Origin of the sequence: Pseudomonas aestiva, assembly GCF_039908605.1 — a bacterium.
Lineage (GTDB): Bacteria > Pseudomonadota > Gammaproteobacteria > Pseudomonadales > Pseudomonadaceae > Chryseomonas > Chryseomonas aestiva.
The window spans coordinates 1332920-1353048 of record NZ_CP150916.1; the positions used below are offsets into that span (position 1 = coordinate 1332920).

Consider the following 20129-nt stretch of genomic DNA (forward strand, 5'->3'; position numbering starts at 1 on the left):
CCCTATCAGTCCAGGCTGCGGATGCTGACCCGGGAGGTGCCGTCGGCCACCATGTCGAGCCGATCGGCCGCGCTGCGCGACAGGTCGATCAGGCGTCGACGAACCGTCGGGCCGCGATCGTTGATGCGCACCACCACGCTGCGGCCGTTGGCCAGGTTGGTGACCTGGACGCGGGTGCCGAAGGGCAGGGTGCGGTGGGCGGCGGTCAGGGCGCCAGGGTCGTATTTTTCACCGCTGGCGGTACGGCGACCGGCGTGCCACTTGGAGTAGAAGGACGCCATGCCGGTGTCCTGATAGTCATGGGGAGCGGTAGGGGACAGCGTGGGCGGGAAGCTTTCCTGACTGGCGCACCCGGCGAACAGCAGGACCAGCGACAGCAGTCCGGCACGGTGGATCCTATGCATCTCGATGCCTCCTGGCAAAACGACCGGCAGCAGCTTAAGGGCTCGCACCGAGGCTGTCAGCCCCGGTCCGTAACCCCGTACGACTGCCGTCAGCCTTCCAGTTTCTGCTTGAGCAGCTGGTTGACCTGGCCGGGGTTGGCCTTGCCCTTGGAAGCCTTCATCGCCTGGCCGACAAAGAAGCCGAACATCTTGCCGCGCTTGGCTTCGTCGCTGGCGCGGTATTGCTCGACTTGGGCGGCATTGGCCGCCAGGACCTCGTCCAGCATCGCCTCGATGGCACCGCTGTCGGTGACCTGCTTGAGACCCTTGGCTTCGATGATGGCATCGGCGCTCGCGCCTTCGCCGGCGGCCAGCGCCTCGAACACCATCTTGGCGATCTTGCCGGAGATGGTGTCGTCCTTGATGCGCAGGATCAGGCCGCCCAGCTGGGCCGCGCTCACCGGCGCCTGGGCGATGTCCAGGTCCTGCTTGTTGAGCAGGCTCGACAATTCGCCCATCACCCAGTTGGCCGCCAGCTTGGCATCACCGCTGACCTGCTGGACTTCCTCGAAGTAGTCGGCCAGTTCGCGGCTGGCGGACAGCACGCTGGCGTCATAGACCGACAGGCCGTACTCGCTCTGGAAGCGATCGCGCTTCTCGGTCGGCAGCTCGGGCAGCTGACTGCGCACCTCGGCCAGGAAGGCCGGCTCGATCACCACCGGCAAGAGGTCGGGGCAGGGGAAGTAGCGGTAGTCGTTGGCTTCTTCCTTGCTCCGCATGGAGCGGGTCTCGTCCTTGTTGGGATCGTACAGGCGGGTTTCCTGCACCACCTTGCCGCCGTCCTCGAGGAGTTCGATCTGGCGCTGAACCTCGTGGTTGATGGCCTTCTCGATGAAGCGGAAGGAGTTGACGTTCTTGATCTCGGCGCGGGTACCGAAGGCCTCCTGGCCCTTGGGGCGCACCGAGACGTTGCAGTCGCAACGCAGCGAACCCTCGGCCATGTTGCCGTCGCAGATGCCCAGGTAGCGCACCAGGGCATGGATGGCCTTGACGTAGGCCACGGCTTCCTTGGCGCTGCGGATGTCCGGCTCGGAGACGATCTCCAGCAGCGGCGTGCCGGCGCGGTTCAGGTCGATGCCGCTCATGCCGTGGAAGTCTTCGTGCAGGCTCTTGCCGGCGTCTTCTTCCAAGTGCGCGCGGGTGATGCCGATGCGCTTGACGGTGCCGTCTTCCAGGGTGATGTCCAGGTGCCCCTTGCCGACGATGGGATGATCCATCTGGCTGGTCTGGTAGCCCTTGGGCAGGTCCGGGTAGAAGTAGTTCTTGCGCGCGAAGACGTTGCGCTCGGCGATCTCGGCATCGATGGCCAGGCCGAACTTGCAGGCCATGCGCACGGCCTCGGCGTTGAGCACCGGCAGGGTGCCGGGCATGCCGAGGTCGACCAGGCTGGCGTGGGCGTTGGGCTCGGCGCCGAAGCTGGTGGCGCTGCCGGAGAAAATCTTCGATTGAGTGCTGAGCTGAGCGTGGATCTCAAGCCCGATCACGGTTTCCCATTGCATGTCTCTATCCTTCCTCAGAAGCCGCTCGGCGCCTGGCGATGCCAGTCGCTGACCTGCTGGTACTGGTGGGCGACGTTGAGCAGACGGCCTTCCTGGAAATAGTTGCCGAGCAGTTGCACGCCCACCGGCAGGCCGTCGACGAAGCCGGCCGGCATCGACAGGCCGGGAATGCCGGCGAGGTTGGCGGCGATGGTGTAGAGGTCTTCGAGATAGGCGGAGACCGGGTCGTTGCTCTTCTCGCCGAGTTTCCAGGCCAGGTTCGGCGTGGTCGGGCCGAGGATGACGTCGACCTCGGCGAAGGCCGCGACGAAGTCGTTCTTGATCAGCCGGCGGATGCGCTGGGCCTTGAGGTAGTAGGCGTCGTAATAACCGGCCGACAGGGCATAGGTACCGACCATGATGCGGCGCTTCACCTCGGCGCCGAAGCCTTCGCCACGGGATCTCTTGTAGAGATCTTCCAGATTGACCGGATTCTCGCAGCGATAGCCAAAGCGCACTCCGTCGAAGCGTGACAGGTTGGAACTGGCTTCGGCCGGGGCGATGACGTAGTAGGCCGGAATCGCGTGCTGCAGGGTGGGCAGCGAGATGTCCTTGATGGTGGCGCCGAGCTTCTTGAGCGCCTCGACCACGGCCAGCACCTTCTCGCCGATGCGGGCGTCCAAGCCGGCACCGAAGTATTCCCGCGGCAGACCGATGCGCAGGCCGCTCAGCGGCTGCTGCAGGGCCGCCTGGTAGTCGTCCACCGGCTGGTCGACGCTGGTGGAGTCCTTGGGGTCGAAACCGGCCATGGCCTGCAGCAGCAGGGCGCAATCCTCGGCAGTGCGCGCCAGCGGGCCGCCCTGATCGAGGCTGGAGGCGTAGGCGATCATGCCCCAGCGCGAGACGCGGCCGTAGGTGGGCTTGATGCCGGTGAGGTTGGTGAGGGCCGCCGGCTGGCGAATCGAGCCACCGGTGTCGGTGCCGGTGGCGGCCGGCAGCAGGCGCGCGGCCACGGCCGCGGCCGAGCCACCGGAAGAGCCGCCCGGTACCCGGGTGACGTCCCAGGGATTCTTCACCGGGCCGTAGTGACTGGACTCGTTGGCCGAACCCATGGCGAATTCGTCCATGTTCAGCTTGCCGAGGGAGACGGCGCCCGCTGCGGCCAGTCGCTCCACCACGGTGGCGTCATAGGGCGCCTTGAAGCCGGTGAGGATCTTCGAGCCGCAGCTGGTCAGCACCCCCTGGGTGCAGAACAGATCCTTGTGGGCGAGAGGTGCACCGAGCAGGGCGCCGTTTTCGCCGGCGGCGCGCCGCGCGTCGGCAGCCCGCGCCTGGGCCAGCGCCTGGTCGGTGGTCACGGTGATGAAGCTGTTGAGCCGGGGGTCGAGCTGCTCGATCCGCTGCAGCAGGCTGCGGGTCAGCTCCTCGGCGGAAAAATCCTTGGCGGCCAGGGCGGCAGCGATTTCGGTCAGGGTCAGCTGATGCATGTCGTGTCTCACTCGATCACCTTGGGAACCAGGTACAGGCCGGCTTCCACGGCCGGGGCGATGGCCTGGTAGGCCTCGCGCCGGTCGCCTTCGGTGGCCTGGTCGGGTCGCAGGCGCTGGGTGGCTTCCAGCGGGTGGGCGAGGGGGGCGATACCCGTGGTATCCACGGCCTGCATCTGGTCGACGAGGCCGAGGATGTCGTTGAGGGTGGCGGTGGTAGCGGCGAGATCCGCCTCATCGAGACCCAGGCGGGCCAGGTGAGCGATCTTTTCGACGTCGGTGCGTTCGAGCGCCATCGGCTTCTCCAAGCAGGAAGGCGGCGTGACCCGGTTGGCGGCCGCGTATGCTGGAGACGGGCTAGGCGGGTCGGGCGCCGCGTTGAACAGGGGCTTAACGGCCCGGAAAAGCTCTCAATCTAGCATATCGGCGCCTTGCCCTAAATCCCTGCGATTGTTAGAGTCTGCCGCACTTTTTTACCCGCACGTTTGTCCTGTCGCGTGCCTGCTTGTCACCGCCTAGGGTCACCTCATGTTCAAGAAATTGCGTGGCATGTTCTCCAGCGATCTGTCGATCGACCTGGGAACCGCCAACACCCTGATTTATGTCCGCGAGCGTGGCATCGTGCTCAACGAGCCGTCGGTCGTCGCCATCCGTACCCATGGCAACCAGAAGAGCGTCGTCGCCGTCGGTACCGACGCCAAGCGCATGCTCGGTCGGACGCCGGGCAACATTGCCGCCATCCGCCCGATGAAGGACGGCGTCATCGCCGACTTCAGCGTCTGCGAAAAGATGTTGCAATACTTCATCAACAAGGTGCACGAGAACAGCTTCCTGCAGCCCAGTCCGCGGGTGCTGATCTGCGTGCCCTGCAAGTCGACCCAGGTCGAGCGCCGCGCCATTCGCGAATCCGCGCTGGGCGCGGGTGCCCGTGAGGTGTTCCTGATCGAGGAGCCGATGGCCGCGGCCATTGGCGCCGGTCTGCCGGTCGAGGAAGCCCATGGCTCCATGGTCGTCGACATCGGTGGCGGCACCACCGAGATCGCCCTGATCTCGCTGAACGGCGTGGTCTATGCCGAATCCGTCCGCGTCGGCGGCGATCGCTTCGACGAAGCCATCGTCACCTACGTGCGTCGCAACTACGGCAGCCTGATCGGCGAATCCACCGCCGAGCGCATCAAGCAGGAAATCGGTACCGCCTACCCGGGCGGCGAGGTCCGCGAGATCGACGTCCGTGGCCGCAACCTGGCCGAAGGCGTACCGCGCAGCTTCACCCTCAATTCCACCGAGGTGCTCGAAGCCATGCAGGAATCCCTGGCGACCATCGTCCAGGCGGTCAAGAGCTGCCTGGAGCAGTCGCCGCCGGAGCTGGCCTCCGACATCGCCGAGCGTGGCCTGGTGCTGACCGGTGGTGGCGCCCTGCTGCGCGACCTGGACAAGCTGCTGTCGCTGGAAACCGGCCTGCCGGTGATCGTCGCCGAAGACCCGCTGACCTGCGTGGCCCGTGGCGGCGGCAAGGCGCTGGACATGATGGATCGCCACGCCATGGACCTGCTGTCCACCGAATAAGGCAGTTCCAGGCTACAGGCCCCGCTCCGGCCGCCCCTGGCGGCCGGAGCGCCGGGCGCGTTCTGCGAGGAACTCACCATCAAGCCGATTTTCAGCAAAAGCCCGGCGCTGGGCATTCGTCTGCTGATCCTGGCCGCCCTTTCGGTGGGTGTCATGGTCACCGACGCGCGCTTCGACTACCTGAAACCGGTACGCAGCGAACTGGCGCTGGTCCTCTCGCCCCTCTATGAGGTGGCGGGCTTTCCTCTGCGCGCCTGGGAAGGCGTCAGCGACCAGTTTTCCAGCCGCACCGAACTGATGGCGGAAAACGAGCGGCTCAAGGCCGAGCAACTACTGCTGCAGCGCCGCCTGCAGAAACTCGCCGCCCTCACCGAGCAGAACGTGCGCCTGCGCGAGCTGCTCAATTCCGCCGCCCTGGTGGACGACAAGGTTCTGGTCGGCGAACTGATCGGCGTCGACCCCAATCCCTATACCCACCGCATCATCATCGACAAGGGCGCGAAGGACGGCGTCTTCGTCGGCCAGCCGGTGCTCGACGCCAGCGGCCTGATGGGCCAGGTGGTGGAGGTGATGCCCTATTCGGCGCGGGTGCTGCTGCTCACCGACGTGACCCACAGCATTCCGGTGCAGGTCAATCGCAACGGCCTGCGCGCCATCGCCGTCGGCACCGGCAATCCCGAGCGGCTGGAACTGCGCTATGTGGCCGACACCGCCGACATTAAGGAAGGCGACCTGCTGGTGAGTTCCGGCCTGGGCCAGCGCTTCCCGGCGGGCTATCCGGTGGCCACCGTCTCCAAGGTGATCCACGACTCGGGGCAACCCTTCGCCGTGGTGCGCGCCATTCCCACCGCCAAGCTCAATCGCAGTCGTTACATGCTGCTGGTGTTCAGCGATACCCGCACGCCCGAGCAGCGCGCCAACGACGCCGCCGAGGCCCAGGAGGCCGCCGATCGCCACGCGGCCCAGCGCCCGGCCGCGCCGGCGAATCCGCCGCCGGCCGGCGCCTCGGCTGCGCAGCCGGCGGCCGCCAATGTCACGCCGGCGCCCGGCACCGGCACCGGTAGTCGCAGCGCGACGCCGTCCAAGCCGCCCGCGGGCCAGGGCAGCAGCTCGGCCCATCCCGCCACGCCGACCAAGCCACCCGCGAACGCGAGCGGCAGCGCGGCGCATCCGGCGACACCGGCCAAGCCGCCGGCGCAGGGCGCGACCGCCACGCCGAGCCATCCGGCCGCTAACGCCGCTCAACCGCAGCGCCGGGTCCAGCAACCCGCGCCGGAACTGCCGGACGAGGGTGATCGTTGATGGCGCTGCGCATCGGCCACAACGGGTGGGTGATCTGGCTCACCCTGTTGGTCGGGTTGCTGCTGTCCGTCGTGCCCATGCCCGAGTTCATGGAGATCGGCCGGCCGCTGTGGCTGGCGATGCTGCTGACCTTCTGGACCCTGACCCTGCCGCACCGTGTCGGCCTGTTCACCGCCTGGACGATGGGCATCGCCGAAGACGTGCTCTACGGCAACCTGCTGGGCCAGACCGCCCTGGTGCTGAGCCTGGTGGTCTTTCTGGTGCGCTCCCTGGCGCAGCGACTGCGGGCCTTTCCCATCTGGCAGCAGAGCTTCGTGCTGCTGGTGGTCTACGGCATCGCCCAGTTGCTGGCGCTGTGGCTCAACGCCCTGGCTGGCAGCCGGCCACCGACCCTGGTGTTTCTCACCCCCTCGCTGGTCAGCGCGCTGCTCTGGCCGTGGATCTACCTGCTGCTCCGCGGGCTGCGCCTCAGATTCGGCGTCAACTAAGCTGGTTTCACCTGCAACAGGCTGGCATTCTCCCGTCATCCCCCTGCCGTCTGGTTGTTGTCGATGTCCCAGCTCTACCTCGCCTCCGCTTCGCCCCGCCGCGCCGAACTGCTCGAACAGATCGGCGTGGCCTTCCAGAAGGTCGTCGCAACGGTGGACGAAACCCCGCATCCGGGGGAGGCGGCGGACGCCTATGTCGAACGCCTGGCGCGGGCCAAGGCAGCCATGGGCCGACAGGTGCTGGGCAGTGCCTCCGCCGGCTGCGTGCTGGGCGCCGATACCTGTGTGGTGCTCGATGACCAGCTGCTCGGCAAACCCCGGGATCGCGCCGACGCCCTGGCCATGCTCGCCGCCCTCAGCGGACGCCGGCACCGGGTGGTGACCGGCGTCGCCGTCTTCGATGGCGAGCGCTGCCTGAGTCGCGTGGTGTCCGCCGAGGTGGAATTCCGCCCCCTGGCGCCCGGCGAGGCCGAACGCTACTGGGACACCGGCGAGCCGGCCGACAAGGCCGGCAGCTACGCCATCCAGGGCGCCGGCGCGGTCTTCGTGCGCGGCCTGACGGGTAGTTACAGCGCCGTGGTAGGGCTGCCGCTGTGCGAGACCGCGGAACTGCTGAGCGCTTTCGCCATCCCTTGTTGGCGGTCTGTCTGACGGCCGAATATCCCGTGCTGAGGCGCCTGGCGCCACGGTCCCCTTTCTGCCCTTCCACGTTGTCCAAGAGTCCTCCATGAGCGAAGAGATCCTCATCAACATCACTCCCATGGAGTCCCGTGTCGCCGTCGTGGAAAACGGTGTGCTGCAGGAGGTGCACGTCGAGCGCACCCTGAGACGCGGCATCGTCGGCAACATCTATCGCGGGCGGGTGGTGCGGGTGCTGCCGGGCATGCAGGCGGCCTTCATCGACATCGGCCTGGCGCGGGCGGCCTTCATCCATGCCGCCGAGATCTCCCAACGCGAGGGGGCGGCGGTGGAAAGCATCAACGCCTTGGTACGCGAGGGCCAGACGCTGGTGGTGCAGGTCACCAAGGACCCCATAGGCACCAAGGGCGCCCGCCTCACCACCCACCTGTCGATTCCCTCACGCTACCTGGTCTACATGCCGCGTACCTCCCACGTCGGCATCTCGCTGAAGATCGAGGACGAAGCCGAGCGCGAGCGGCTCAAGGCGATCATGGCGCGCTGCGTGGAGAGCGAGGGCATCGAGCACGAGGGCGGCTTCATCCTGCGCACCGCCGCCGAGGCGGCGCGCGAAGAAGACATCCTCGCCGACATCCGCTACCTGCGACGGCTCTGGCAGCAGATCTCCGGCAACCTCCAGGGACCGACGCCGGTGCCCATCTACGAAGACCTGACCCTGGCCCTGCGCGCCCTGCGCGATCTGGTCGGGCCGCGCACGGAAAAGATCCGCGTCGACAGTCGCGAGAATTTCCAGCGCATCGGCCAGTTCGTCGAGGAGCTGATGCCCGAGGTGGCGACGCGGCTGGAGCACTATCCGGGCGAGCGGCCGATCTTCGACCTCTATGGCGTGGAAGACGAGATCCAGAAGGCCCTGGAGCGCAAGGTGCTGCTCAAGTCCGGTGGCTATCTGGTGATCGACCCCACCGAGGCCATGACCACCATCGACGTCAACACCGGCGCCTTCGTCGGCCATCGCAATCTGGAAGAGACCATCTTCAAGACCAACCTGGAGGCGGCCACCGCCATCGCCCGCCAGCTGCGGCTGCGCAATCTCGGCGGCATCATCATCATCGACTTCATCGACATGGAAGACGAAGAGCACCAGCGCCAGGTGATCCGTACCCTGGAAAAGCAGCTCGAACGCGACCATGCCAAGACCAACATCATCGGCATCACCGAACTGGGCCTCTTGCAGATGACCCGCAAGCGCACCCGCGAGAGCCTGTCCCAGGTGCTCTGCGAGCCCTGCGCCAACTGCCAGGGGCGCGGCATCCTGCGCACCGCCGAGACGATCTGCTACGAGATCTTCCGCGAGATCCTGCGCGAGGCGCGGGCCTACCAGGCCAATTCCTACCTAGTGCTGGCCAACCAGAAGGTGGTGGATCGGCTGCTGGACGAGGAATCGGGCAACGTCGCCGATCTCGAGGCCTTCATCGGCCGCACCGTCAAATTCCAGGTCGAGACCATGTATTCCCAGGAGCAGTACGATGTCGTGCTGCTCTAGGTCCGGGTCTTGATGTCCCTGCTCAAACGCGGCGCGCTGGGTCTGGCGCTGCTGGTGCTCGTCCTGTTGACGCTCTACCTCGGCCTGGGGCGGTTGCTCATGCCCTGGGTCGGCGAATACCGCAACGAAGTCGAGTCGCGCGCTGCGGCGGCGCTCGGCGAGCCGGTGCGCCTGGGCCGACTCGAAGGACGCTGGGCCCGCTGGAATCCGGTGCTGATCCTGCGCGATCTGTCCCTGGGACGCGGCGAGGGCATGGTGCAGCTGGATCATCTCCAGGTGGTGCCGGATGTCTTCGGCAGCCTCTGGCATCGCCAACTACGACTCAAGTCCGTACAGGTCGATGGCGTCCATCTGGTCCTGCAGGAGGACGCCCAGGGGCACTGGCAATTGCGCGGCCTGCCGCCGCGAGCGCCGGATGCCAAGCCCTTCGATCCGGGTCCGCTGCTCGATGGCCTGGCACGTCTGGGGCATGCCAGTCTGCTGGACAGCCAGCTCAGCCTGATTCCCCAGCAGGGTTCGCCGGTGACCCTGAGGTACGCCGAGGCCAGTCTGTCCCGGCAGCTCAGTGGCGCCCTGGAACTGGCGACCCGTTTCCGGCTGCCCGACGGTGGCACGGTAGCGGCGCACTTCACCGCCATGCCGCGTCCCGAAGACTGGCGTGCCAGCACCGTCGAAGGCTATCTCAGCCTGCCCGCCAGCGACTGGTCCCGCTGGGTGCCGGCGGCCCTGACCCGGCAGTGGCAGCTGCGGCGTGCCCAGGCGGCAGGCGAGCTCTGGTTCGCCTGGGCCGAAGGTCGACTGGAGCGCTCCCACCTGCGGCTGAAAGCGGATGAATTGACGCTCGCCTACGCCGATCATCCGCCGGTGCGCCTGCAGGCCCTGACCCTGGACGCCGACCAGCAGGCCGGCGACGCCAGCCAGTACCGTGGGGCCCTGGCGTTCAAGGCCCAGCTCGACGGCAAGCCGCTGGAGGCCCGCTATGGCCTTGGCTATGACAGCACCGCCCAGCACCTGCAGGTGCGCGGCGACCAGCTGGATCTCAGGCAGGCCGCCAGGCTGGCGCGGGACCTGGCGCCCCTGCCGGCACCGGTTGCCCAGGCGCTCCAGGCCCTGGCGCCCCATGGCCAGCTGCGCAACCTCAATGCCGACTTCTATCCGCAGAAGCCGCTGCGCGAGCGCCTTTCCTATGCAGCCAACCTGGATCGCGTGGGCTTTGCCGCTTATCACGGTGCCCCGGCCGCCGAGGGCGTCACCGGCAGCCTGAGCGGTAGCCTGGGCGGTGGCGAATTGCGTCTGGATACCACCGACTTCATGCTGCACCTGAGCGATCTCTTTCCCGAACCCTGGCGCTATCGCACCGCCAGGGCGCGGCTGACCTGGAGTCTCGACGACCAGCGCTTCACCCTGGGCAGTGCCCTGATGCAGGTCACCGGCCCGGAAGGCGCTGCCAGTGGCGACATGCATATCCAGCTCGGCTTGCATCCCGAGGTGGACAGCTACATGGACCTGCGCGTCGGCCTCAAGGATGGCGACGCCAGCTACACCCGCAAGTACCTGCCGACCAAACTGCCGGCCACGGATTTCAGCCCGGAGCTGGCCCAGTGGCTGAGCACCGCCATCGTCGGCGGCCGCATCGACGAAGGCATCTACCAGTACCAGGGATCGCTGCGCCACGGCTCGCCGGCGCACTCGCGCACCATGAGTCTGTTCTTCCGGGTGCACGACGCCCAGTTGGCCTATCAGCCTGGCTGGCCCGCCCTGCGCGAGGCGCGCGGCGATGTCTTCATCGAAAGCGATGGGGTCAAGGTGCAGGTCCCCGAAGGACGCATCCTCGACACCCGGGTCAGGGACGTCGAGGCGCGCATTCCGCTGCTGCACGATGGCAGCGCGCCGCACCTGCGGCTCAGCGCGCGACTCGACAGCAGCGTGCGCGATGGACTGAAGATCCTCCAGGAAACGCCGCTGCCGACCGCCAAGGTCTTTGCCGGCTGGAAGGGCGAGGGCGCGCTCGCCAACAGCAGCCTGAACCTGGATATCCCCCTGGCCAAGGGGCAGCCACCGGTGGTGGTGGTCGAGCTGACGCCGGACAAGGCGCGCCTGGAACTGGCCGATCCCCCGCTGACCCTCACCGAGCTGCGCGGCACCTTCCGCTACGACACCCGCAGCGGCCTCAGTGCCCCCGACATCCAGGCGCGGGTCTTCGACCAGCCCATTCGCGGTCAGGCGCTGGCCGAGGGCAAACCCGACGATCCGCGCACCCGGCTGGTGGTGGACGGCCGGGTCGACGTCGACCAGCTGGCGCGCTGGCTGGGCAGCGAAGGACGACCCATCCCGGCGCGTGGCCTGCTCGGCTATCGCCTCGGCCTGACCCTGGCCGAGCACAGCGAACTGGCGGTCACCTCGGATCTGCGCGGGGTGGCCATCGATCTGCCGGCGCCCTTCGGCAAGAACGCCGACGAGGCGCGTGACGGCTTCTTCAGCCTGGCGCTCAACGACGGCGAGCGGCGGGTGGAGGCGACCTACAAGGGCCTCGCCGATGCCGTGCTGCTGCTCGATCCCAAGGCTATCGCCAAGGGCCGCGGCGAGATCGTGCTGGGCGGCGGCACCGCCAATCTGCCCACCGCCGCCGGCTACGACCTGCGCGGGCAACTGGCGGAATTCGACCTGGCCGCCTGGCAGGACATCTACCAGCGCTATGGCAAGGCGGGGAGCGGCGGCAGTGCAGGGCAGGGCGGTGGCAACACCCTGGACGTCTCCAGCCTCGGGCGGGGCGATCTCAACTTCGGGCGCTTCCTGGCCTTCGGGCAACAGATCGACAACCTGCGCCTCACCTATGAACCCCAGGGCAGCGCCTGGCAACTCGGCCTGGCCAGCCAGACCATCGCCGGCCAGGTGCGCATCCCGCGCCAGACCGGCCAGCCGATCGACATCAACCTGCAGCACCTGCGCATCCCCCAGACGCCGGCGGACCCCTCGGTGGAAAGCGAGGCGCCGCGCCCCGATCCGCTGGCCGACGTCGATCCGCGCAGCCTGCCGGCGCTGAATCTGGTCATCGATCGCCTGGAGCTGGGCGGCCGTCTGGTGGGTGCCCAGCGCCTGCAGCTCAGGCCTTCGCCCTCAGGCGCCAATTTCAACGCCCTGGATCTCGACCTGCGGGGCCTCAAGGTGCAGGGCGCGCTACGCTGGGAAGGTGCGCCGGGCGCGACCCACAGCTACTATCAGGGCCGCCTCGCCGGCGGCAACATCGCCGATATCCTGCTGGGCTGGAATTTCGCCTCCAGCGTCACCAGTCGCGATTTCCGCCTGGATGCCCGGGTCGACTGGCCCGGCTCGCCAGCCTATGTCGCCCTGGCCCGCCTCAATGGCAGCCTCGATGCCCGCTTCAATGACGGCCAGTTGCGCCAGGTGGAAGGCACGGCCTCGGCGCTGCGCATCTTCGGTCTGCTCAATTTCGAATCCATCCGCCGCCGCCTGCGGCTGGATTTCTCCGATCTGTTCGGCAAGGGCCTGAGCTACGACAGCATCACCGGGGTGCTCGACGCCCAGCAGGGGGCCTTCCGCACCCGCAAGCCCATCAGCCTCAGCGGGCCGGGTGCCGAGATGAGTCTGCAGGGCCTGCTGGACATGGCCAGCAACCGGGTCGATGCCAACCTCAAGGTAGGGCTGCCGGTCAGCAACTCCCTGCCGCTGGCCGCGCTGATCGCCGGGGCACCGGCCATCGGTGGCGCGCTGTTCATCGTCGATCGACTGATCGGCGATCGCATCACGCGCATGGCCAGCATCAACTACCACATCGAAGGCCCCTGGCAGAATCCGACCATGACCACGGGCAAGCGCGATTGAGCATTGCCCTGCGGCCGCACCGCTGCTTAGGATGGACGCTCCCTTCTGGAGTGCCTGCATGTCCATAGCCATCCTGCAGATGGTCAGCGGCCCCGCGGTGGCGGCCAATCTGCGCGCCGCCGAGCGACTGCTCGAACGCGCTGCCGGAGCGGGCGCGCGCCTGGCGGTGCTGCCGGAAAACTTCGTCGCCATTGGCCATCCAGCCCCTGCCGAACTGGCGCGGGCCGAGGCGCTGGGGCAGGGCGAGATCCTGCCCTGGTTCTCCAGTCGGGCGCGCGAACTGGGGCTCTGGTTGCTCGCCGGTACCCTGCCGCTGCTGCCCGACGGTGCCACCGAGGGCAAGCCCTGTGCCTGTTCGCTGCTGTTCGACGACCAAGGTCGCCGCGTCGCCCGCTATGACAAGCTGCACCTCTTCGATGCCGACGTCAGCGACAGCCAGGGCAGCTATCGGGAATCCGACCACTATGCCGCCGGTGAGACCCTCACGGTGGTGGATACCCCGGTCGGCCGCCTGGGCCTGACCGTCTGCTACGACCTGCGCTTTCCCGAACTCTACAGCGCCCTGCGCGCTGCCGGTGCGGAGCTGATCAGCGCCCCCTCGGCCTTTACCGTGCCCACCGGCCAGGCCCACTGGGAGCTGCTGCTGCGCGCCCGGGCGGTGGAGACCCAGAGCTACCTGCTGGGCGCTGCCCAGGGCGGTGTCCACGCCAATGGCCGCACGACTTGGGGCCACGCCATGGCCGTGGATCCCTGGGGCGAGGTGCTTGCCGTCCAGGCCAGCGGCGAGGCCGTGCTGCTCATCGAGCGCGATGCCGAGCGCCAGGCGGCGTTGCGGCAGCGGATGCCCGTGACCCAGCACCGCCGCTTCCTGCCGGCGCGCCTGGCCGAACGGCAATGACGGCCATTGGTCTTTTGCATCAGGGATCAGTCACTTCCGCGAGTAGGCTAAAGGTCACCTCGCGACCCTTTCATCGTTCCGACGCCCCCGGTGGCGTCGTCTGGAGTTTCCATGAGTGATTACCTGAATAGCGTCGGCTCGGCCCTGCTGGGCCCCGGCGGACTCGCGGTGGACGATCTGCAACCCGTGCTGCAGCGTCTGGCCGGACCCGGCATCGACGCCGCCGACCTGTATTTCCAGAGCATCGTCTCCGAGTCCTGGCTGCTGGAAGACGGCATCGTCAAGGAAGGCGGCTTCCACCTCGACCAGGGCGTCGGGGTGCGGGCGCTGTCCGGCGAGAAGACCGGTTTCGCCTACAGCAACGCCATTACCGGCGAGGCCCTGGATCTGGCCGCCCAGGCCGCGCGTTCCATCTCCCGCAGCGGTGCCGAAGGCCAGGTCCAGGCGTTTCGCGCGGTAGAGCCGGCGCAGCGGCTCTATGGCCAGGACAATCCCCTCGAAGTGCTGGATCGCGCCACCAAGGTCACCTTCCTGAAGCAGCTGGACGAGACGACCCGCGCCCTGGATCCGCGCATCCAGCAGGTCACCATCAGCCTGGCCGGGGTCTGGGAGCGCACCCTAGTGGCCGCGGTCGACGGCACCCTGGCGGCCGACGTACGCCCGCTGGTCCGCCTGGGCGTCAGTGTCATCGTCGAGCAGAACGGCCGCCGCGAGCGCGGCAACAGCGGCGGCGGCGGTCGCTGCGACTACCGCTATTTCCAGCGTGACGACCGCGCCCTGGGCTATGCCCGCGAAGCGGTGCGCCAGGCGCTGGTCAATCTCGAAGCCACCGCGGCCCCGGCGGGCACCCTGCCGGTGGTGCTGGGGGCCGGCTGGTCCGGCGTGCTGCTGCACGAGGCGGTCGGCCATGGCCTGGAAGGCGACTTCAATCGCAAGGGCAGCTCCAACTACAGCGGCCAGCTCGGTCGCCAGGTGGCGTCCTCGCTGTGCACCATCGTCGACGACGGTACCCTGCCGGATCGTCGCGGCTCCCTGTCCATCGACGACGAGGGCACGCCCAGCGGCTACAACGTGCTGATCGAGAACGGCATCCTTAAGGGCTACATGCAGGACAAGCTCAACGCCCGGCTGATGGGCGTGGCGCCCACCGGCAACGGTCGCCGCGAATCCTATGCGCACCTGCCCATGCCGCGCATGACCAACACCTACATGCTGGCCGGCCAGAGCGATCCGGCCGAGATCATCGCCTCGGTGGAGAAGGGCATCTATTGCGCCAGCCTGGGTGGCGGTCAGGTGGACATCACCAGCGGCAAGTTCGTCTTCACCACCAACGAGGCCTATCTGATCGAGAACGGCAAGCTCGGTCGCCCGGTGAAGGGCGCCACCCTGATCGGCAACGGCCCCGAGGTCATGAACCGGGTGTCCATGGTCGGCAACGACCTGGCGCTGGATGCGGGGGTAGGGACCTGCGGCAAGGACGGCCAGTCACTGCCGGTGGGCGTGGGCCAGCCGACCCTGAAGATCGATGCCATCACCGTGGGCGGCACCGGCGCCTGATGCGGGCGCCGGCCGTGGCCATCGCGGACAGAGACCTAGCGCAGACCGCGCTGGCTCTCGTCGAGGGTGCGGATGTACTTGAACACCTTGCGCGCCGCCGCGGGCGGCTTGTTGTGCGCGGCCTCGTGCTGGGCATGCCGCACCAGGCCGCGCAGGTGCTGGCGGTCGGTTTCCGGATAGAGCGCCACGAAGGCTTCCAGGGCCTGGTCGCCCTCGGCGATCAGGCGGTCGCGCCAGCGCTCCAGGGCATGGAAGCGCTCGTTGTACTGCCGCGTCGAGGTGTCCATCTGGTCGGCCAGTGCCAGGATGGCTTCCAGGTCCTGGTCGCGCATCAGCTTGCCCAGGTACTGGACATGCCTTTTGCGCGCGATGTGCGTCTTGTGCTTGGGCGCCTCGGCCAGGGCCTTGCGCAACGGATCGGTCAGCGGCAGGCGGTCCAGCTGCTCGGCCGGCAGACCGGCCAGGCGTTCGCCCAGATCCTGCAGCGCATGCAGCTCGCGCTTGACCTGTGTCTTGCTCTTTTCGCCCAGCGGCGCGTCGTCGTCGTAAGAATCAACCATGAACTATGGGGTCCAGCTAAGAATGGGCGCCATCATAACGAGTTGCCGCACGGTTGTCCGGCCTGGCCGGCGCCGTCCGTAAGGAGAACGTCATGAATCGCAACGCCGCCGTGGGTCCCGCTGCGCTCCCCGAATTGCGCGAACAGGTCGAGGCCATCCTGGCCGAGGCCCGGCGCCAGGGCGCCAGTGCCGGTGAAGTGGCCGTATCGGTCGACCAGGGCCTGTCCACCTCGGTCCGCAAGGGCGAGGTGGAAACGGTCGAATTCAATCGCGACCAGGGCTTTGGCATCACCCTCTATGCCGGTCAGCGGAAGGGCTCGGCCAGTACCTCCGCTACCGGTCCCGAGGCGATCCGCGAAACCGTGGCTGCGGCCCTGGCCATCGCCAAGCACACCTCCGAGGATCCCTGTGCGGGCCTGGCCGACGCCGAGCTGATGGCGCGCGGCGAGTTGCCCGATCTCGATCTCTATCATCCCTGGGACATCACCCCCGAGCAGGCCATCGAGCAGGCCCTGGCCTGTGAGGCGGCGGCCTATGCCGCCGACAGTCGCATCGGCAACGCCGACGGCACCACCCTCAATACCCACCAGGGCTGTCGGGTGTACGGCAACAGCCACGGCTTCGTCGGCGGCTATGCCAGCACCCGCCACAGCCTGAGCTGCGTGATGATCGCCGGCAGTGGCGAGGCCATGCAGCGCGACTACTACTACGACGTCAACCGGATCGGCAGCGAGTTGATGAGTGCCGAGGAAATCGGCCGCCGCGCTGCCGAGCGCGCCGTGAGCCGCCTGGGCGCGCGGCCGGTGCCCACCGCCAAGGTCCCGGTGCTGTTTTCCCCGGAAATGGCGGCCGGTCTGTTCGGCACCTTTCTCGCCGCCATCTCCGGCGGCAATCTCTATCGCAAGTCGTCCTTCCTCGAAGGCGCCCTGGGCCAGCAGGTGTTTCCCGACTGGCTGACCCTGGACGAGCGGCCGCACCTGCCGCGCGCCCTGGGCAGTGCCGCCTTCGACGGCGAGGGCCTGGCCACCTACGCCAAGCCCTTCGTCGAGAATGGCCGCCTGGTCTCCTATGTGCTCGGCAGCTATTCCGCGCGCAAGCTGGGCATGCAGAGCACGGCCAATGCCGGCGGCGTGCACAACCTCCATGTCAGCCACGGCACGGCGGACCAGGCCGAACTGATCCGGCAGATGGGCACCGGCTTCCTGGTCACGGAAATGATGGGGCAGGGCACCAACCTGGTCACCGGCGACTATTCCCGTGGCGCAGGCGGCTTCTGGGTCGAGAATGGCGAGATCCAGTTTCCGGTCCAGGAGGTCACCATCGCCGGGCGGCTGGGCGACATGTTCCGCCAGATCCTGGCGGTGGGCAGCGACGTGGAACGCCGCGGCAGTCTGCGCACCGGCTCGGTGTTGATCGATGGCATGACCCTGGCGGGCAGCTAGTGCAGGTCACCGCAGACGTCGTGGAAAGGAAAATCCTGTCGAACGGGAGACAGCCTACCCCGTTACTCGTTAGTATCCTAGCAATGCACTAGGACATAGCCGTGCGGTCGAATCTGCTGACCGGACGGCCCAGGCTTCAGACGGTGCGCCGTGGCGCACCAGCCGTACACCCCATCGCCCAAGGGCAATGGGTCCTTACCAAAGCCACCATGGAGACAATCCGCATGCCGCATACTCTGCCTCAGCTGCCCTACGCCTACGACGCGCTGGAACCGCACGTCGATGCCCAGACCATGGAAATCCACCATACCAAGCATCACCAGACCTACATCAACAACCTGAACGCGGCGCTGGAAGGCACCGAGTTCGCCAACCTGTCGGCCGAAGACGTGGTTCGCCAGCTGGACAAGCTGCCCCAGGACAAGCGCGGCGCCGTGCAGAACAACGGTGGCGGCCATGCCAACCACAGCCTGTTCTGGACCGTGATGGCCCCCAACGCCGGTGGCAAGCCCGAAGGCGCCCTGGCCGAAGCCATCGAGTCCCAGCTGGGCGGCTTCGATGCCTTCAAGGAAGCCTTCACCAAGGCTGCCCTGACCCGCTTCGGCAGTGGCTGGGCCTGGCTGAGCGTCACCCCCGAGAAGAAGCTGGTGGTCGAGAGCACCGGTAACCAGGACAGCCCGCTGATGACCGGCAACACCCCGATCCTCGGCCTGGACGTCTGGGAGCACGCCTACTACCTGCGCTACCAGAACCGCCGTCCCGAGTACATTGGCGCCTTCTTCAACGTCATCAACTGGCCGGAAGTGACCCGTCGCTACGAAGCGGCGCTGAACGCCTGAGTCGACGCCCAATAAAAAAGCCGCCCTCGGGCGGCTTTTTTATTGGGCGATGCTGGAGGAGGGCCGATCACTCACCTTCGTCGAAGTAGTTGTTGATCAGCTCGACCAGGGCGCGCATGGCCTCGTCGCTCTGTTCACCCTCGGTTTCCAGTTGCAGCACCGTGCCCTTGCCAGCGGCCAGCATCATGACCGCCATGATGCTCTTGCCATCCACGGGCGGCTCGCCACTGCGGCCGACACGAATGCTGGCAGGATAGCGGCCGGCCACGCCGACGAACTTGGCAGCCGCACGGGCGTGCAGGCCCAGCTTGTTGATGATGGTGATCTGTTGGGCAGGCATTGAGTCTGTCCTTGTCGAAACAAAACGGGCGTCAGAGATCGCGGTGACGAATCTGGACGTTCTTGAGCAGGTCTTTGAGTTCGCGACCCAGGCGATCGGCCAGATAGACCGAACGGTGGTGACCACCGGTACAGCCAATGGCCACGGTCACATAGGACCTGTTGTTGGCGGCAAAACGCGGCAGCCACTTCACCAGGTAATCGCGGATGTCATTGTACAGGGTCTCTACCTCGGGCTGTTGCTCGAGATAGTCGCGTACCGGCGCATCCAGTCCGGAAAAGTCGCGCAGGTCCGGTTTCCAGTAGGGATTGGGCAGGAAGCGCACATCGAACACCATGTCCGCGTCCACCGGCAGCCCGCGCTTGAAGCCAAAGGATTCCACCAGGTAGGCGGTACCGGGCTCCGGCGCGTTCAGCAGGCGCAACTTGAGGATGTCACGCAGCTGATAGAGATTCAGGTGGGTGGTGTCGATCTTCAGGTCGGACAGGTCGGCGATGGGCGACAGCAGCACCTGCTCGTCATGGATAGCTTCGGCCAGGGACCTTTCCTGGTTCGACAGCGGATGCCGGCGGCGCGTCTCGGAAAAGCGCTTGAGCAGCGCCTGGTCATCGGCATCCAGGTAGAGGACGTCGCATCGGATGTTGCGACTGCGCACCTGTTCGAGCAATTCGGGAAAGCGTTGCAACTGACTGGGCAGGTTGCGCGCATCGATGGATAGGGCGACCTTGGGCTGGGGGCGCTCCATGTCGGTCAGCGCATGCTGGGCCAGATCGGGCAGCAGACTGGCCGGCAGGTTGTCGATGCAATAGAAGCCATTGTCCTCAAGCACGTTGAGCGCCGTACTCTTGCCCGACCCGGAACGTCCGCTCACGATGATGAGGTGCATGTCAGTGTCCGCTCTGGGCCTCGACGACGATCTGATAGAGCGCCTGGCTATCCCTGGCCTTGCGCAGCCGCTCGCGGATGTCGGCGCGATCGAGGATGCCGGCGATCTGGCGCAGCAGGGTGAGGTGCTGCTCGGTGGCGGCTTCTGGGACCAGCAGGACGAACACCAGGTCTACCGGAGCGCCGTCCAGGGAATCGAAGTCCACCGGTTGCTGCAGGTGGAAGAGCACGCACAGCGGTTGTTGCAGACCCGCCAGGCGGCAGTGGGGAATGGCAATGCCATTGCCGAAACCGGTCGAGCCCAGGCGCTCGCGCGCCATCAGGCATTCATGGATGTGCGCCGCGTCGTGGCCGGGCAGTTCCTGCGCGGCCAGTTCGGCAATGCGTTCCAGTACAGCGGCTTTGCTGCCACCCGGCGCACCCGTCTGGGTGCGGCCGGGGGTCAGGATGTTTTCGAGTCTGATCATAAAGCGGCGATCGAAACCTCAGCGGACGCCGACGCCCTGCTGGCGTTCGATCGATTTTTCCTTGTGTTTAATCAGTTGACGGTCGAGCTTGTCGGCCAGGAGATCGATGGCGGCATACATGTCGTCGTGCTCGGCATTGGCAACCACCGCGGCGCCGGCGACGTGCAGGGTGGCTTCGGCTTTCTGCTTGAGCTTGTCCACTTCCAGGATGACCTGGACGTTGGTGATACGGTCGAAGTGCCGTTCGAGGCGGGCGAGTTTCTCGCCGATGTAGTCACGCAGGGCTTCTGTCACTTCAAGCTGATGGCCACTGATGTTGACTTGCATACCGCTTCTCCTTATTGCCGGGCTG

19 protein-coding genes are annotated in these 20129 nt (G+C 67.0%); 10 read left to right on the top strand and 9 right to left on the bottom strand.

The features are described 5' to 3' along the window. Nucleotides 1–5: 5 nt before the first annotated feature. The 4 genes from AABM56_RS06135 to gatC form a co-directional block, all read right to left on the bottom strand. Nucleotides 6–404: a septal ring lytic transglycosylase RlpA family protein gene (locus AABM56_RS06135; protein WP_347883911.1), complete on the bottom strand. Its 399-nt coding sequence runs from the start codon at nucleotides 402–404 to the stop codon at nucleotides 6–8. Nucleotides 405–493: 89 nt separating this feature from the next. Beyond that, complete coding sequence (gene gatB, locus AABM56_RS06140) at nucleotides 494–1942, bottom strand: Asp-tRNA(Asn)/Glu-tRNA(Gln) amidotransferase subunit GatB (RefSeq protein WP_133859856.1); 1449 nt, start codon at nucleotides 1940–1942, stop codon at nucleotides 494–496. 14 nt (nucleotides 1943–1956) lie between these two features. Then, entirely contained in the window at nucleotides 1957–3408 is a 1452-nt protein-coding gene (gatA, locus tag AABM56_RS06145) for an Asp-tRNA(Asn)/Glu-tRNA(Gln) amidotransferase subunit GatA (protein ID WP_347883912.1), read from the bottom strand. Between the two features lie 8 nt (nucleotides 3409–3416). Next, on the bottom strand, nucleotides 3417–3704 hold the full coding sequence (gene gatC / locus AABM56_RS06150) for an Asp-tRNA(Asn)/Glu-tRNA(Gln) amidotransferase subunit GatC (protein WP_133859854.1): 288 nt from the start codon (nucleotides 3702–3704) through the stop codon (nucleotides 3417–3419). 232 nt (nucleotides 3705–3936) lie between these two features. Here gatC and mreB point away from each other — a divergent pair, with 232 nt between their 5' ends. The 8 genes from mreB (at nucleotide 3937) to tldD (ending at nucleotide 15244) form a co-directional block, all read left to right on the top strand. Then, nucleotides 3937–4974, top strand: coding sequence for a rod shape-determining protein MreB (mreB, locus tag AABM56_RS06155; RefSeq protein WP_133859853.1), 1038 nt, complete (start codon nucleotides 3937–3939; stop codon nucleotides 4972–4974). Nucleotides 4975–5061: 87 nt separating this feature from the next. Further along, nucleotides 5062–6276 carry a rod shape-determining protein MreC gene (gene mreC, locus AABM56_RS06160; RefSeq protein WP_133859852.1) on the top strand — a complete coding sequence of 405 codons (1215 nt, stop codon included), beginning with the start codon at nucleotides 5062–5064 and terminating at the stop codon, nucleotides 6274–6276. Beyond that, entirely contained in the window at nucleotides 6276–6764 is a 489-nt protein-coding gene (mreD, locus tag AABM56_RS06165) for a rod shape-determining protein MreD (protein WP_133859851.1), read from the top strand. The genes mreC and mreD overlap by 1 nt, the downstream gene beginning before the upstream one ends. Before the next feature lie 63 nt (nucleotides 6765–6827). Further along, nucleotides 6828–7415, top strand: coding sequence for a nucleoside triphosphate pyrophosphatase (locus AABM56_RS06170; RefSeq protein ID WP_133859850.1), 588 nt, complete (start codon nucleotides 6828–6830; stop codon nucleotides 7413–7415). Nucleotides 7416–7491: 76 nt separating this feature from the next. Continuing rightward, the gene (gene rng, locus AABM56_RS06175) at nucleotides 7492–8946 is read left to right on the top strand and encodes a ribonuclease G (protein ID WP_133859849.1); all 1455 of its coding nucleotides are present in this window, start codon (nucleotides 7492–7494) and stop codon (nucleotides 8944–8946) included. A gap of 12 nt (nucleotides 8947–8958) precedes the next feature. Next, nucleotides 8959–12789 carry a YhdP family protein gene (locus AABM56_RS06180; RefSeq protein ID WP_347883913.1) on the top strand — a complete coding sequence of 1277 codons (3831 nt, stop codon included), beginning with the start codon at nucleotides 8959–8961 and terminating at the stop codon, nucleotides 12787–12789. A gap of 58 nt (nucleotides 12790–12847) precedes the next feature. Further along, nucleotides 12848–13687 carry a carbon-nitrogen hydrolase family protein gene (locus AABM56_RS06185; RefSeq protein WP_133859847.1) on the top strand — a complete coding sequence of 280 codons (840 nt, stop codon included), beginning with the start codon at nucleotides 12848–12850 and terminating at the stop codon, nucleotides 13685–13687. Nucleotides 13688–13798: 111 nt separating this feature from the next. Then, nucleotides 13799–15244, top strand: a complete 1446-nt coding sequence (gene tldD, locus AABM56_RS06190; RefSeq protein WP_133859846.1) for a metalloprotease TldD — start codon at nucleotides 13799–13801, stop codon at nucleotides 15242–15244. Nucleotides 15245–15279: 35 nt separating this feature from the next. Here the strand turns inward: tldD and yjgA are convergent, their stop codons facing one another. Further along, a complete protein-coding gene (gene yjgA / locus AABM56_RS06195; RefSeq protein WP_133859845.1) occupies nucleotides 15280–15804 on the bottom strand; it encodes a ribosome biogenesis factor YjgA in 525 nt (174 codons plus the stop codon). A 92-nt stretch (nucleotides 15805–15896) separates the two neighbouring features. Here yjgA and pmbA point away from each other — a divergent pair, with 92 nt between their 5' ends. After that, nucleotides 15897–17246 carry a metalloprotease PmbA gene (pmbA, locus tag AABM56_RS06200; protein WP_133859844.1) on the top strand — a complete coding sequence of 450 codons (1350 nt, stop codon included), beginning with the start codon at nucleotides 15897–15899 and terminating at the stop codon, nucleotides 17244–17246. Nucleotides 17247–17470: 224 nt separating this feature from the next. After that, complete coding sequence (locus AABM56_RS06205) at nucleotides 17471–18085, top strand: superoxide dismutase (RefSeq protein WP_133859843.1); 615 nt, start codon at nucleotides 17471–17473, stop codon at nucleotides 18083–18085. A 67-nt stretch (nucleotides 18086–18152) separates the two neighbouring features. On the opposite strand, the gene AABM56_RS06210 is transcribed toward AABM56_RS06205, so the two are convergent. Genes AABM56_RS06210 through raiA form a run of 4 tightly spaced genes read right to left on the bottom strand, consistent with a single transcriptional unit; the run spans nucleotide 18153 to nucleotide 20104 of the window. Beyond that, nucleotides 18153–18425: an HPr family phosphocarrier protein gene (locus tag AABM56_RS06210; protein WP_133859842.1), complete on the bottom strand. Its 273-nt coding sequence runs from the start codon at nucleotides 18423–18425 to the stop codon at nucleotides 18153–18155. A 31-nt stretch (nucleotides 18426–18456) separates the two neighbouring features. Further along, nucleotides 18457–19311, bottom strand: a complete 855-nt coding sequence (gene rapZ, locus AABM56_RS06215) for an RNase adapter RapZ (RefSeq protein ID WP_133859841.1) — start codon at nucleotides 19309–19311, stop codon at nucleotides 18457–18459. A 1-nt stretch (nucleotide 19312) separates the two neighbouring features. Then, nucleotides 19313–19777 (bottom strand): PTS IIA-like nitrogen regulatory protein PtsN, encoded by a 465-nt coding sequence (gene ptsN / locus AABM56_RS06220; RefSeq protein WP_133859840.1) that lies wholly within the window; start codon nucleotides 19775–19777, stop codon nucleotides 19313–19315. Between the two features lie 18 nt (nucleotides 19778–19795). Then, the gene (gene raiA, locus AABM56_RS06225) at nucleotides 19796–20104 is read right to left on the bottom strand and encodes a ribosome-associated translation inhibitor RaiA (RefSeq protein ID WP_007159519.1); all 309 of its coding nucleotides are present in this window, start codon (nucleotides 20102–20104) and stop codon (nucleotides 19796–19798) included. Nucleotides 20105–20129: the final 25 nt, after the last annotated feature.